13 protein-coding genes and 1 tRNA gene are annotated in these 13911 nt (G+C 45.0%); 9 read left to right on the plus strand and 5 right to left on the minus strand.

What is annotated here, in order from left to right; translation table 11 throughout:
- Positions 1-11: 11 nt before the first annotated feature.
- The gene (locus KFE96_RS14725; protein WP_255833316.1) at positions 12-422 is read right to left on the minus strand and encodes an MAPEG family protein; all 411 of its coding nucleotides are present in this window, start codon (positions 420-422) and stop codon (positions 12-14) included.
- 158 nt (positions 423-580) lie between these two features.
- On the opposite strand from KFE96_RS14725, the gene KFE96_RS14730 reads away from it, so the two are divergent.
- Positions 581-1537, plus strand: a complete 957-nt coding sequence (locus KFE96_RS14730) for an AraC family transcriptional regulator (protein ID WP_255833317.1) — start codon at positions 581-583, stop codon at positions 1535-1537.
- Here the strand turns inward: KFE96_RS14730 and KFE96_RS14735 are convergent.
- Positions 1534-1989: an SRPBCC family protein gene (locus KFE96_RS14735; protein ID WP_255833318.1), complete on the minus strand. Its 456-nt coding sequence runs from the start codon at positions 1987-1989 to the stop codon at positions 1534-1536. The genes KFE96_RS14730 and KFE96_RS14735 overlap by 4 nt on opposite strands.
- A gap of 166 nt (positions 1990-2155) precedes the next feature.
- Between KFE96_RS14735 and KFE96_RS14740 the strand changes: the two genes are divergently transcribed.
- Complete coding sequence (locus KFE96_RS14740) at positions 2156-3289, plus strand: serine hydrolase (protein WP_255833319.1); 1134 nt, start codon at positions 2156-2158, stop codon at positions 3287-3289.
- 56 nt (positions 3290-3345) lie between these two features.
- Here the strand turns inward: KFE96_RS14740 and KFE96_RS14745 are convergent.
- Positions 3346-3422 (minus strand) — tRNA-Met (locus KFE96_RS14745).
- Between the two features lie 225 nt (positions 3423-3647).
- Between KFE96_RS14745 and KFE96_RS14750 the strand changes: the two genes are divergently transcribed.
- Positions 3648-4130 (plus strand): OsmC family protein, encoded by a 483-nt coding sequence (locus tag KFE96_RS14750; protein ID WP_255833320.1) that lies wholly within the window; start codon positions 3648-3650, stop codon positions 4128-4130.
- Here the strand turns inward: KFE96_RS14750 and KFE96_RS14755 are convergent.
- The gene (locus tag KFE96_RS14755) at positions 4127-4720 is read right to left on the minus strand and encodes a TetR/AcrR family transcriptional regulator (RefSeq protein WP_255833321.1); all 594 of its coding nucleotides are present in this window, start codon (positions 4718-4720) and stop codon (positions 4127-4129) included. The genes KFE96_RS14750 and KFE96_RS14755 overlap by 4 nt on opposite strands.
- A 163-nt stretch (positions 4721-4883) precedes the next feature.
- On the opposite strand from KFE96_RS14755, the gene KFE96_RS14760 reads away from it, so the two are divergent.
- Entirely contained in the window at positions 4884-6059 is a 1176-nt protein-coding gene (locus KFE96_RS14760) for an alkane 1-monooxygenase (RefSeq protein ID WP_255833322.1), read from the plus strand.
- Between the two features lie 108 nt (positions 6060-6167).
- Positions 6168-7919 (plus strand): bifunctional 2-polyprenyl-6-hydroxyphenol methylase/3-demethylubiquinol 3-O-methyltransferase UbiG, encoded by a 1752-nt coding sequence (locus tag KFE96_RS14765; RefSeq protein WP_255833323.1) that lies wholly within the window; start codon positions 6168-6170, stop codon positions 7917-7919.
- 17 nt (positions 7920-7936) lie between these two features.
- Here the strand turns inward: KFE96_RS14765 and mnmA are convergent, their stop codons facing one another.
- Positions 7937-9085, minus strand: a complete 1149-nt coding sequence (mnmA, locus tag KFE96_RS14770; protein ID WP_255833324.1) for a tRNA 2-thiouridine(34) synthase MnmA — start codon at positions 9083-9085, stop codon at positions 7937-7939.
- Positions 9086-9382: 297 nt separating this feature from the next.
- Between mnmA and KFE96_RS14775 the strand changes: the two genes are divergently transcribed.
- The 4 genes from KFE96_RS14775 (at position 9383) to KFE96_RS14790 (ending at position 13820) form a co-directional block, all read left to right on the plus strand.
- Positions 9383-11143 carry a flagellar hook-length control protein FliK gene (locus KFE96_RS14775; protein WP_255833325.1) on the plus strand — a complete coding sequence of 587 codons (1761 nt, stop codon included), beginning with the start codon at positions 9383-9385 and terminating at the stop codon, positions 11141-11143.
- Positions 11144-11166: 23 nt separating this feature from the next.
- Complete coding sequence (locus tag KFE96_RS14780; RefSeq protein ID WP_255833326.1) at positions 11167-11841, plus strand: flagellar hook assembly protein FlgD; 675 nt, start codon at positions 11167-11169, stop codon at positions 11839-11841.
- A 114-nt stretch (positions 11842-11955) separates the two neighbouring features.
- On the plus strand, positions 11956-13353 hold the full coding sequence (locus KFE96_RS14785) for a flagellar hook protein FlgE (RefSeq protein ID WP_255833327.1): 1398 nt from the start codon (positions 11956-11958) through the stop codon (positions 13351-13353).
- 173 nt (positions 13354-13526) lie between these two features.
- Positions 13527-13820, plus strand: coding sequence for a DUF1153 domain-containing protein (locus KFE96_RS14790; protein ID WP_255833328.1), 294 nt, complete (start codon positions 13527-13529; stop codon positions 13818-13820).
- Positions 13821-13911 lie beyond the last annotated feature (91 nt).

Below are 13911 nucleotides of genomic sequence, written 5' to 3' on the forward strand. Positions count from 1 at the left end.
GAGATTGGCCTTTAGACAAGGAATAGGGAGCCAATCGCCAGAATAGAAAACCATGAAACTAAATAAACTGGTGTACGCAAGAATGGCACACCGAGAATGTAAACCACGGCGTGGATAACTCGTGCAAAAAAGAATACTTCAGCCCACATCGCAACTGCAGCACCCGCACCAGCGTCTAGAAGAAAACCCGCCGCCAAGACAACTGCGATAAAAGCAGGCATTGTCTCTACCATGTTAAGATGCGCGCGCTGTGCTCTAGAAGCCCACAAAGGCTGCTCTGGTGTTACCGCAGGAAAGTTTTCAGGATAGTTATTGAGGAATGTAGGAATACCCCAACCAACCATTCTTGCCACAATATAAGGTGCCCATAGAAGTACTGTTAGTACGCCACTCAGGCCTAGATAATAATATGCTGTTTCCATCGTATTTCTCCGTTTTAATCTGAAGAAAAGGTACGATTTCCTTCCATACAATCAATGCTCTGTCGTACGGTATATATGCTCATTCGTTCTACTTACCTTGATATCAACAAAAAGCCCTGATTTAGTAGGCAGTAGATTGACCCCCTAAGGATTGTGCGATGGATGTTTTTAGCGACATTTTAGATTTAGTAAAATTTCAAGGTTGTCTCTATTTCACTACCTGTTTCACCAATACTTGGGGTGTTGAAGTACCAACTTTTAAAAAGGTCGCTCGATTTCACTATATTGAAGAAGGCGAGTGCTGGGTAAGCGTCGGTGGAGCTGAACCTGTACAGTTACTCCCGGGTGACTTTATTATCATTCCAAACGGCAGCATGCACCTCCTGAGGAATCATCCTTCTTCAAAGGTTTACCCTCTCACAGAGGTCCTTGAAGACGGTAGTTTCGATGAAACAGGTAGGTTAACTTACAGTAACACCTCAAGTGCCAGCTCACCTCAACCTGCTACCCGATTAATTTGTGGTCATCTTGAATTTGATGATGGGTATGACCATCCCCTTTTTGCGCAGCTGCCATCTTTCATTCTTATAAAAGGCAAGGAAGCCAAAAACTTTTCCTGGTTTGATCAGGCACTGAAAATGATGACGCTTGAGACAAATACAAAACGCCCCGGTCATGACGCTATTGAAAAAAGGCTTTCGGAGATCTTATTTCTTCATGCTATCAGAGTTTGGATTGAAACTTCTGGCGGGCCAAAGGGATTTGCAGCAGCTGTTCTCAACCCACAGATTGGACGCAGCCTAAGCGCCGTTCATAACAACCCCGAACAGAAATGGACGGTTGAGAGCATGGCACATCAGGCAGGTATGTCACGCACTGTATTTTCATGCCGCTTTTCGGAGATTATGGGCCTCACCCCTATGCAATATTTAACACAGTGGCGGGTCTTAAAAGCACAGAGATTACTCGCAGAAAACAACGTTTCAGTTGAATGGGTTGCTGCCAAAGTCGGTTACGAGTCTGTAGCGGCCTTCAGCAGAGTGTTCAAACGCTATACAGGCAAAGGCCCAGGAGCTCATAGAAAAGCAGCCAAAGAAGTTGAAGCCGCAGCTTAATGAGATTGTGCTTCACAATACTGTTTAACGGCATCCATATCAGCACATACAGCTTTCCGAACCATACCCTTCATCAATGGGTTAAGAATTTTTGGGATTAATCGGTATGCCCGAGCTTCCATAACCATCACCAGCTTCGTGTGGTTACCCTCTTCCCGTTTTACCGTTTCAACAGTAAAAATCGTATCCCATATTGTACCATGGCTATCAGCAACCGCACGAAAATGGTCATTTTCTGAATATTCACGCACTTCAATTTCGGTAGATGCTTCACCACCATTCATTTCGCGCGTTTCAATAAACCGGGTGCCGGTTCCCACTTTTTGTTCAGTTAAAAACTCTACATTTTTGATATGCGGAATCGCCTGCGAGAAATTCCTGATATCAGAAATACAGGAAAACACAGTTTCTATTGGCGCATCAATATAGCGAACTATAGTGGTTTTTGTCATACCTTACCCCAGTCTACGGTAACAAAAACCATAATAAGGGCGTGCCCCATTGTAAAGCTTCAGAACTTCACAACAAAGACCTCTTGAAACATAAGCGACATTTCATACGTAAGTAACTCACAACAATAAACTATCTACATATAATAAACGACAGAGAGGATATCTTATGGGAAGAATTGGAAAGTTGGCTTTGCTAGCAGCAAGTAGCCTTGCATTAACTTTATCTCCCGTGGCAACTAAGGCATACTCAGCCGAAGAAGGAACGGCTATTCAGGCAACTAATCCCCCGCTCAACAAAATCATTCAAACCATCACGAATAACAACAACTTCCACGGCACAATTCTAGTCGCAGACAACGGAAAAATCACCCATAAGGCTGGATACGGCTTTGCGAACATGGAATGGGAAATCCCCAATTCTAGTGACAGCAATTTCTATATTGCTTCCCTTTCCAAAAGTATTGTCGCAGCCCTAATGGTAAAAATGGCCGAGGCAGGAGAGCTAAAACTCGATGATACTATCACAGATCATTTGCCAGGTTTCCCAGCTGATTATGCGAAAGATGTAACACTGCAGCACCTATTAACGCATACATCAGGCATACCGAATTATATCGAATTCGAGGGTTGGTTTACAGGTAAATTCAGAGGTGCAATAAGCAAAGAAGAATTCCATAAAACTATTGCCTCTTACCCACTGAAGTTTCCAATTGGTACCGATAAACACTATTCCAATTCCAACTATTATATTCTTGGCTCTATCATTGAAGAGGTTACAGGCAAGTCTTTCTCAGCGGTTATGCAAGAACGTGTCTTTGAACCACTGGACATGGTAAATAGCGGCATACACACCCAAGGCAGAGTAATACCTCGACTGGCCCTACCATACGAATCCACTGGTGAAGGCTCTTATTGCTCCTATAAAGTAGATGACTACTGCGCTAGCGGTTACACGAATATGAACCTGTTCCGAGGTGGTGCCGCAATTCACACGACCGCCGAAGACTTGTTAAAATTTGACCAAGCTTTCTATGGCACTGATTTCTTGTCTGACAGTGCTAAAGACACAATTCTTGGAGGCAAAATCCCGTTCGGCTGGAACATTCATCAAGTACCCTTTAAAGAAGGTGATGCCCCTACAAAAGTGATTAGTTATAATGGCGGTATAAACGGCTATACATCGCTGATGCTCCGCTTCCCTAATGAACACCGTACAATTATCATTCTGAACAATAGTGGCAATGGTTACAGAGGTCTGGTTAACATCGGAATGGAAATCGCGAGCCAGCTTTACAAATAACGCTGTAAGCAGAAAATAATAAAGGCCTAGCTCTCAGGAGCTAAGCCTTTGGAATTTGGTAGCCGAGGAGGGACTCGAACCCCCGACACGCGGATTATGATTCCGCTGCTCTAACCAACTGAGCTACTCGGCCATATTGTAGTGCTTCAACGCGTTTACGCCCAAGAGCATACGGCCGCTGAAAGCTGCGCTGGTATATCCCTCTGCTTCGCCCTCGTCAACCAGATTTTTTCATAAACTCGTAAAAATTTCCACCCGCAAACGGAAGTTCCGTTTTTCTCGCTTATTCGGCATATATAGCAATTTGTTTAAACCCGATTTCCGGCCTATATTGTAGAAACACAATTGGGGAATAGACATGACCGAATGGCGCGAACATAATTATAAATCCAGTATCATATGGACGGGTGCTGGCACACAAGGCACGAAAAGTTACCTAAGTTATGAGCGCGATTATGAAATTCATATAGAAGGGAAACCTTCTATAAAAGGCTCTTCTGATCCCATGTTCAGGGGAAATCCCGATGTACACAACCCGGAAGATATGTTTCTAGCATCCGTATCAGCCTGTCATATGCTTTGGTTTCTTCATATCTGTTCTACGAACCGAATTTTGGTGAGTGCTTATAACGACCATGCAGAAGGCACGATGCATGAAGGAGAAGATGGAGCGGGCCAATTCACCAGCGTCACCCTGCATCCACATGCAACAATCACACGTAAAGCTGACCTCCGCAAAGCACACGATGCGCATATCGAAGCTAATAAAAAATGCTTTATTGCCAACTCACTGAATTTTCCAGTGCATCATCATGCAACATTTGATTGCCTCGGTGATTAAGAACGCCCGTACGCTAACACCACTTGAATAGTATGATCGGTGAAACGTTCAATTTTCTCTTCCGGTTCACCGTCTAGTTTCATCAGTGCAAGTGTATGACTTGCCGAAAGCAAAATACGCGCATCATCTCGGTTTTCTTTGCTGATGCTATCCTCACAAGCCCACAAGATTTCACTTACCTTGCTTAGGATTTGTTCCTGCACCGCCATAAACCGCGACCTAAGTTCGAGATCAAATCTTGTGCTCCAGCCTAACCAGACCTTCATATAGCTTGGTTTTTCATCCAGCACGAACAACGCCCTAGCGGATAGCGCTTTTAGAATAGCAGGCGCACCTACCGTATGTGGTTCCACATCGTTAAAAAAGGTCAGGAAATAGCGCCCTACTTCATCAACTACTTCCTCAAGAAGCGCTTCACGAGTTGGGAAATACACAAAGGTCGCGGCTGTCGAAATTCCCACACGTCGGGCAATATCAGCATGCTTTGCTTCCCCGATTCCCTTTTCCGCAAACAGATCAATAGCTGCTTCAAGAAGCTGCTGTTTTCTTTTTTCAGGGCTTAGGCGCTTACGAGTAGTTGATTGAGACACATTCTATCCTATTGGCTTCACAGCTATTTTTTAGCCCTATTCCGCCTCTTAACTCAAGCTATTCCCACCTTTACTCTAAAGAATATATAGTTTTTCTTGTTATTGATAAAACTATCATTAATAATCATAAAACGCCTTAATCAATACCTTTGGGGAGAGGAACATGGCAGATACTGCGGCGACAGATTATGTGGACGGCAAAAAATGGTTTTGGCCGCTCGCTACCATTCTTGGTTTTTTGCCCGTGGCCTCCATGTGGGTTTATTTGCAAACAGGGAGCGAGGCTTGGCTCTGGTCATCACCTCTATTCTTCTATGTTCTGGTACCAATTATTGAGACCTTCTTTGGTGAAGATGAAAACAACCCTCCGCGAGAAGCTATTCCTGCCCTAAGGGATGATCCATTTTACCGGTGGGCTGCTTTTTCAGCCCTTCCTGTATCTTATCTTAACTGGATTGTTGGAGCGTGGTTTATCGCTACACAGGACCTTAGCCTTAACGGTTATATTGCCATTTTGGTTGCCAACGGTCTGATGGGTGCGGGAGCTCTCAATACAGCACACGAAGTTGGCCACCGCCGGGATAAAATGTCCCTTTTTGTAGCACGTTACCTTCTTTGCCTGTGTGGTATGGGGCACTTCAGGATTGAACATAACCTTGGCCACCATGTGCAAGTAGCAACACCCGAAGATAGCGCTACAGCCATGATGGGAGAAACATTCTATGCATTTGTTCTGCATGAACTACCAGGCGGTTACAAACGCGCATGGGGTATTGAAAAGAAACGCCTAGCTAAGAAAGGAAAATCAGCATTCTCACTGGAAAACGAAGTTCTTCAGAATACCCTTATCACTATCTTTTTCTATACAGCACTCACAGCTTATTTTGGATGGGCCATTCTCCCCTACCTGCTTGGCGGCGCGTTACTCTCTAACCTGATGTTATCCAGTGCCAACTATGTAGAACATTATGGCCTGATGCGTGCGAAACGGGATGATGGCCGTTATGAGCGCGTTCAACCACATCATAGTTGGAATGCAAACCACATCGTTTCAAACATTATGATGTTCCACCTACAACGACATTCTGATCACCATGCCCATGCAGAACGCCCATATCAATGTTTGAGGCACTTTGACACGTCTCCTCAACTACCAGCAGGATACTTCACTATGTTTATGGCTGCGTGGAATCCACCAATCTGGTTCAAAATCATGGACCCTCTGGTCGCAGAACAAATGGAAGGTGACATGACCAAGGCCTATATTAAACCTTCAAAGCGAGAGAAGATATTTGCCAAATATCACAAGCCTGAAAGTTCACTTCAGGCAGCCGAATAGCTAAAGTAAACGCTAAAGCATTATAGTATTTGGTGCTTTAGCTATTCCCATCCCCTTCTATTCCCTTATAGTAGCATACGAGATAAAGCCTAAGGCGCAGGAGATCATATGCTTACAGGGACAGGCACCAGCGAGCAGCAAAAAAACACACAGGTACTAAACCTTATTAAAGAAAGCCGCACAGCATTAGCTGGCGGAGACTTAAAAGGTGGACTTGCAAATCTCTTAACCGCTTTTGAAATAAAGCCTGAAGATGAAATCGTACAAACGGTTCTGTTCGACCTTCTTTCCTGTACACAAGGCTATGTTTTACCGAGAACCACCACCGATAAACTGGCTTACATAGCCCTTCAGGATAATCAAAACATCCAAGCTTTAGCCATGGTACTACGTAATCAGCTTGCACAAGATATAGACGCTAAAAAATTGGTTTCACGATTAACCACGGAGCCGTCTATTGATTTCTTCACGGACGAGACCTTAGACCTCATTGATACAGTTTTCTCAGATCATCTGCTGCAACTAGTTGCAGCAAAAACCACATGCATATCCGAAGTGCTAGAAGATATGATCACAGGACTAAGGAAACATTCACTAGCTCTTTACTATAGTGAAAATCCACACAAGCAGGCCATTCTGGAAAGACTACAGGTTTACCTCTCAATAACAGCGTGCCAGTGTTTCAATACAGAGTATGTCTTTTCATTTGATGACAGTGAACTCACTCTGATTTCCAGACTTCTCGAAGACTGTTCAAGCGCTCACGAACAAGCTGGTAATTTTGAGATTATTCTTCTGGCAAACTATTCCCCTATCCTTAGTACGATTTTATCCTGGGACAGCTCTCATATTGAAACGCTGATAACAGAAGCTAAATCCATTTCAAATTGGACCTTGCTTCTTTGGCAAACCATATACTCTGAACCAGTAAAAGAGCAGGTTTCCATTCAATCTATTCCTGTATTGGATGAGATATCAAATGAACATTCCGTAGGAATAGCAGATCAATATAACAGCTTTCCGTACCCCCGTTGGCAGACCACGAAAACTGTAACACCTGCAAGCCTTAAAGCGCTCATTACCGAGTTATATGGCAGTGATGCCCCCGCAGACTTTCCGGCAGCCAATCTTAGCACACTTTATGCAGGCTGCGGAACGGGTGAACAGGTTCTAAAAACAGAGAGTATGGTAACTTCTGAAAAAGCACTGGCTGTAGATTTAAGTAAGGCAAGCCTAGCATATGCTCAACGCGTCACCCAAGATCACAAACTTGAAAATGTACATTACGCCTGTGGTGATATTCTCAACGCCCCAAGCTGGGATGCTTCCTTTGATTTAATCGTCTGCACAGGAGTTCTTCACCATATGAAGGACCCATTGGCTGGCCTTCAATCTCTTAAATCAGTTAGCAAACCACACTCACTGTTCCATCTGGCATTATACAGCACCAGAGCCCGAGAAAATGTAAGAGAAATCCGAGAATATATAAACGCTCACAATATTCCCGGGAACCATGCAGGCATTCGCGCCATCCGGGAAATGATCAAAGACCTTCCAACAGACCATAAATTGAAATCCCTACAAGAAACTCGTGAATTTTATTCAATCAGTGGCTTTCATGACTATATCTTCAACATTCACGAAATTACATATACGCCGCTGGAAGTAAAAGATTTGCTAGCATCTGCCAACCTTAAACTGCTTGGTATTGATGGGGATAAATCTGGCGTAAAAAATAGATATTTAACTGCTTTCCCAGATGATCCATATATGAAAAACTTGGATAACTGGGAAGAATTTGAAAAACAAAACCCTGATTGTTTTTCTGGCATGATGCACTTTTGGGCCTGTCACGCATGACAGGCCTAAGAACTGGTTTATGCTGCCAAACGAGGATCAGCGCTTACAGTTTTTTCGATCCAACCACCACCTAGCACACGGTCACCATGGTAAAATACGGCGGCCTGCCCTGGAGAAACCCCTGCCTCGGTTTCATTGAGTTGAATACGGGCTTTACCATCCTGTTCAAGGAACAACCGCGCTGGAACACCAGGCCGGGTAGACCTGATCTTGGCGATCACGTCCAAGCCATCATCAGGAACATTTTCCCCAATCCAGCTAACTTCTTTAACACCAATTTCTCTGGTAAGAAGCGCTTCCTTCGGACCAACGATTACCTGTTTATCTAGCGGGTTAAGTTTCACCACATAGAGAGGCTCACTTACACCACCAATACCAATACCTCGACGCTGCCCAATGGTATATTTAACAATACCATCGTGCTGGCCAAGCACATTACCATCTAGATCCACAATATCACCTGGTTCCATAGCGCCCGGACGCAAACGTTCAATAACGCTTACGTATTTACCTTCAGGTACGAAGCAGATATCTTGGCTATCGGGTTTATCCGCAACAATAAGCCCAAAGCGTTCGGCCTGTTTCCGTGTTTCATCCTTGTCCATATGCCCAAGAGGAAAGCGAAGGAAATCAATCTGCTCCTGCGTCGTTGCAAACAAGAAGTAGCTTTGATCTTTGCCGCTATCCACACCACGCACAAGCTGTGCTTTTCCGTCTTCCCCCAGTAAACGCTGAACATAATGACCAGTTGCCATACAATCCGCTCCAAGATCACGAGCAGTATCCAACAAATCCTTGAACTTTACTGTCTGGTTACACTTCACACACGGGATTGGCGTTTCGCCTTTAATATAGCTATCAGCGAAATCTTCCATTACCTGTTCTTTAAAGCGGCTCTCGTAATCCAATACATAATGTGGAATACCAAGCATCTCAGATACTCTTCTAGCATCATGAATATCTTGCCCAGCACAGCAGCTACCCTTTTTCTGCACTGCCACGCCATGATCATAGAGCTGCAGTGTAATGCCAACCACATCATAGCCTTCTTCCTTAAGAAGCGCCGCTGTTACACTGCTATCCACGCCACCTGACATTGCCACCACTACCCGAGTGTCTGCCGGAGCTTTTGCAAAGCCCATACTATTAATCTGTGCGCTCGTCATTGCGTTACTCTTTATCATTACCAGTTTGGTCAGCATTCCAATTAGCCGCTGCATATAGGAATTATAGCTGAAAGAGGCAAGGGATTCCGAGCATTTTTAAAGTTTCGCCTAATTTTGCCGGGTAAAAACAACAAAACAAGCCAAGACTTTAATCCAATACAGCTAGATACAAATTGCGACTCATTGCAAAACCATCCTTTTTCGCATCCATTTAAAAACTGGCCCGCCGTTTGCTTATATCAGGCCGAATATTAACCCGCATCCTATTAAGATTGGGTGCAAACTTTGGCAAATGATATGACTGCTATAGACCAGTTATTACAATCTTTCGGCGCATCGCCTGCTCAGGCATTAGGCGCATTGTTAGGTACTAATCCGGCAGAAGGCACTGAAGGTACTGGCGAATTTGCAGCAGCACTGCAAGCGATTAAACCCAGCAATCTGACAGGACAAGTGTCAGACGTAGATTCAGAAAATAGCGCAATTTATTCCGTCACTGCGGCAGATGGTGTTAGTTCTGTAGAAGAGATTATTGCCCAGCATCAGGCAGAAGCTACCCCTTTAACTGGTGATGACCTTTCACAATCAGCTGCATCTGGCAAACCATCACTCATTGTTGCAGAGGGGCGATCAAAGGAATTTCTGGAAGGCATACCAGGCCTACAGCTAACAAAGCTCTCAACGGATCAGCTTACCAAAATCATCGAAAGTACTCAGATTGTTCAGGAAGCAACTGATGCACCAGTAGATGAACCTGAGCTTTTTGTCTTCACTGGCACACCGAACGATACCGGCGAAGAATCCTTCCATTTTCTATCGATTGCGGATCTAGAGAATCTACTGACTGACCAGCCAGTAACGGTAACACCTGAACAGGCCCAACAGGAAACAACTGCGCCCCCAAGTGAAAACAGTGCAGAAGCATTGGCTGAAGAAACAGCCACCGTAATTCAACAGAGCGTTATTGACGGTAGCGCTCAAACAGAAGCAGACACAGAAGAAGTAGCAGTTGCTATCAAACAAAGATCTGCAGCAACACCAGCCCCTTCAACACCAACTTCTCAGCCTAATCCTGAAAGCAAAACTCTAGAAGATGCGGCAATCATTGCTGCGGCTAAAGAAACTGCGCAAAAAACTGCTAAGGGAGAGGCTGTTCAAGTTAGAGCCGATGAAAAGGCTGCAGAGGGGCACGGTGTGCAATCCCAACAGGCACAGCAAACCGCTGGTGCTACAGCTCAGGCCGCCACGAATAAACAAGCGAATACAAACGGTAAAGCTGCTAGTAATGGCGCGCAAAACAAGCCATCACTAGCAACCGATTCTGCTCAAACTAAAGCCACACCTGAAACTACTGATACAATTTCTCAAAAAACAACTGAGAACCCAACTACCAGATCAGCGCCTGTAGCACAGGCACAACCTACAAATACCCAACCAAACCAACCGCCGTTAACACCTGAACGAATAGCAGGTTTCAATGGAGCCACAGCAACTGAAACTTTTGCTTCTGGCCTAAGCGGTCTCAAGGGTGAAGGCAACTTCGCATCTACATTCAGCCTGTTAGGCGGTAAACCATCGCCAGCTCTTGGAGCTCATGTTGCGAAACAAGTGAACCTTCAAGTATCGAGAGCTGTACGCTCTGGTCAAAACGAGTTCACTGTTCGCCTGGACCCTGCTGAATTGGGCCGCGTGCAAGTCAAGATGAGCTTTATAGATGGTAAAGTTACTACAAAGATCATAGCTGAACGCCCCGAGACACTTGAGTTAATGCAACGCGAAGCACGAGGTCTTGAACGTGCGATGGAAACTGGTGGGCATAAAGCCTCAACTGATGGCATTAGCTTTAGCCTAGATACAGGTGACGGACAAAGCGCTGGCAAATCATTTGCGGAAGCTGTTCAAAAAGAACGTCTGGATGATCAAATCAAAAACGGCACGACAACCGCTGAAACTAACGCCCTGGAAAACGATGACTATCTTCCAGAAACGGATTTGGCAGCCCTCGAAGAAATTTTATCTCGGGTAACCCCTGAAACTGGCCTTGATGTCAGAATTTAAGAGCCAGAGAGAAGGATAATATTATGGCATTTCTATCTAATACCGCTGGTGTAACTCAAACAGTTGCCTCTCAATTGGGAACAGCATCCCGTGACAGTGCGACCCTTGCGGGTGACTTCGATGATTTCCTGTCTCTACTAACAACACAGCTACAGAATCAGGACCCAACAGACCCTCTCGATAGCTCAGAATTTACTAATCAGTTGGTACAGTTCACTGGTGTAGAACAACAAATTCGTTTGAACCAGAATGTGGAAAGTCTTACTCAAGTTACACTACTTGGAAACATTGGCAGCGTTGCTTCTTATTTGAATAATGAAGCCCTTATTGAGGCTCCATTCGGTGATCACAGCACCGATGGTATTCAGTGGCAATATAGCCACCGGGTTGGCGTTGAAACTGCTAACCTCACGGTCGAAGATGAAGACGGCAATGTGATTTTTGAGGCCCCTGCTGAAACAGGCCAAGGAGTTCATGACTTCCGCTGGGATGGCAGAGACAACGAAGGTAATCTGGTAGAGCCTGGCAATTACGGCCTCCGGGTTACAGCTGCAAATGATGATGGTAACGAAACCGTTGTTGGGATCGCTGTAAGAGACCAAATCACGGGGGTTGACACAACGGGCCTAGAGCCAGTCTTCCAAGTTGGTCCAAACTTTGTACCACAAACACAAATTCTAAGGCTTTTCGGAGCCTAATCTCCGAAAGGTAATCTGGCTTGATAAAAATCAGGTCAAGCTTTTGGCAACAAAAGCATTTTGAGCAGAAAGCCCAAGCAAAGTGAAAAGCAAAAGAGTTTAGGAGAAGTAACAATGGCATTCACAGCTTTGGCCGCAGGCGTTTCCGGCCTGCAAGCCTTCACAGAAGGCGTTGGTGTTATTGCCGATAACATCACAAACGTTAATACAATCGGCTACAAAGAAACACGTTCACGTTTTTCTACACTAGTAACTGAAACTGCGTCACTATCATCATATTCACCAGGTGGTGTACGCGCATTCTCTGAAACACTTGTTTCTCGTCAGGGTCTGCTACAGCCTTCAGCATCTGCAACTGATCTATCGGTGGACGGTGCGGGCTTTTTCGTGGTTCGTGATGGTACTGGCGCACAAGATACAGACGGCGAAGTTCTATACACGCGAGCTGGTGCGTTTACACAGGATTCCGAAGGTTTCCTTCAGAACACAGCGGGTCTTTATCTTCTTGGTTGGCCTGTAGATTCCCAAGGGAACATTACAAACAACCAGCAGGATCCTGCTGAACTTCGTCCGATTAACCTGAGCGCGCTAAACAGCTTTGGTGCTCCAACTCAGAATGTATCTTTCCGGGCTAACTTACAGAATACAACAGCACCGACACCAACCTCTACGTATGATCCTGCGACTTCAAGCGCAACGACAGGTGTAGGCTCACTAGCGGCAGGCAACGTTACAGCGTCGTTTGAAACAAATATTCAGATTTTTGATAGTCAGGGCCGAGAACACACAGTTGTGCTTGCAGCGGTGAAAGATGCAACTACGCCAAACCAGTGGAACTACGAGCTCTATTTTGATGATGCAGCACAATTGGACAGTGCAACTCATACCGATGGTCTGATTGGTAGCGGTAGCTTACGCTTCAACCCCAATGGTTCTATCGATCTCGACAATACCACATTGAATAATGCGGGTGGTACGGCTGTAGATTTATCAAACAACGAAGCTCTTACTTTTGAATATGCTGCAGGCGGTCCGGACAACGTGGAAGTTGCAGACGGCGCTATCCGCTTTGATTTTGGTACAAACGATGGCACAGACGGTTTCTCGCAATTTGATAACGAATCTACACTGATTAGTTCTGCTGTAGATGGCGCGAACTTCCAGAACGTTAATGGTGTATCAATCGGCCAGGATGGTACGGTAACTGCACTTTTCGATAACGGTCTTGAATTGACAATCTTCCAATTGCCTGTTGCAACATTCTCCAACGCGGATGGGCTTACCCGCCGCCAAGGTAATGCATTTGGTCTTTCTGATCTTTCAGGTATTGCGACATTCCAGCAGGCTGGACAAGGTGGCGCGGGTAAAATTGCTCCGAACTCCCTTGAGCAGTCAACCGTTGATCTGGCGAATGAATTTTCAGAGCTGATTAAAGTTCAACGAGCTTTCTCAGCCTCAACTCGGATTATCACTACGTCCGATGAAATCCTTGAAGAACTGACCCGAATCTAACGTCGGTTTTTACTTCTCTCTTTTGCTTATGCCGGGTAGCCAAATGGTTACCCGGCTGTCAGCGTTTAAACACCGACCAAATTAGTTAACAGCCTATTAACCCTACCTGTTAGGCCTTTATTAAAATCAGATTGTTAGATTTCTACTTGCAAGTGGCAACGAGGTTTTCGGTAATGCAATCTGATAATCAGCAAAAGCAAAATCAGGTTATTGGACCACTGGGTCGCCCTTTGACTCTGGATGATTTGCCAAACACAAATACCAAAAGATGGGTTATCAGACGTAAGGCAGAAGTAGTTGCCGCTGTCCAAGGTGGTTTGCTCACGCTCGAAGACGCATGTAAACGTTATTCATTGTCTGTCGAAGAATTCTTATCCTGGCAACAGGCAATCAATCAAAATGGCCTCGCGGGCCTCAGAACTACCCGTATTCAGAAATACCGTAGTCAAGAAGTTGATAATCGTTAAGTCCTTACAAAGGTTGACATTTTGTAGCTTCAAAAACTTTTTTTTCCAGTTAACGAAGATTTTGCTTTACATTTATAGGCAAAAATTGCCT

The sequence above is a fragment of the Kordiimonas sp. SCSIO 12603 genome (assembly GCF_024398035.1).
In the GTDB taxonomy this organism is placed as follows: Bacteria; Pseudomonadota; Alphaproteobacteria; order Sphingomonadales; family Kordiimonadaceae; genus Kordiimonas.

Coding starts and splice junctions, on each gene's coding strand:
- KFE96_RS14760 (WP_255833322.1), top strand. CDS start 4,884: ATGGCAGATACTGCGGCGACAGATTATGTGGACGGCAAAAAATGGTTT.
- KFE96_RS14725 (WP_255833316.1), bottom strand. CDS start 422: ATGGAAACAGCATATTATTATCTAGGCCTGAGTGGCGTACTAACAGTA.
- KFE96_RS14775 (WP_255833325.1), top strand. CDS start 9,383: ATGACTGCTATAGACCAGTTATTACAATCTTTCGGCGCATCGCCTGCT.
- KFE96_RS14735 (WP_255833318.1), bottom strand. CDS start 1,989: ATGACAAAAACCACTATAGTTCGCTATATTGATGCGCCAATAGAAACT.
- mnmA (WP_255833324.1), bottom strand. CDS start 9,085: ATGACGAGCGCACAGATTAATAGTATGGGCTTTGCAAAAGCTCCGGCA.
- KFE96_RS14740 (WP_255833319.1), top strand. CDS start 2,156: ATGGGAAGAATTGGAAAGTTGGCTTTGCTAGCAGCAAGTAGCCTTGCA.
- KFE96_RS14785 (WP_255833327.1), top strand. CDS start 11,956: ATGGCATTCACAGCTTTGGCCGCAGGCGTTTCCGGCCTGCAAGCCTTC.
- KFE96_RS14780 (WP_255833326.1), top strand. CDS start 11,167: ATGGCATTTCTATCTAATACCGCTGGTGTAACTCAAACAGTTGCCTCT.
- KFE96_RS14730 (WP_255833317.1), top strand. CDS start 581: ATGGATGTTTTTAGCGACATTTTAGATTTAGTAAAATTTCAAGGTTGT.
- KFE96_RS14765 (WP_255833323.1), top strand. CDS start 6,168: ATGCTTACAGGGACAGGCACCAGCGAGCAGCAAAAAAACACACAGGTA.
- KFE96_RS14790 (WP_255833328.1), top strand. CDS start 13,527: ATGCAATCTGATAATCAGCAAAAGCAAAATCAGGTTATTGGACCACTG.
- KFE96_RS14750 (WP_255833320.1), top strand. CDS start 3,648: ATGACCGAATGGCGCGAACATAATTATAAATCCAGTATCATATGGACG.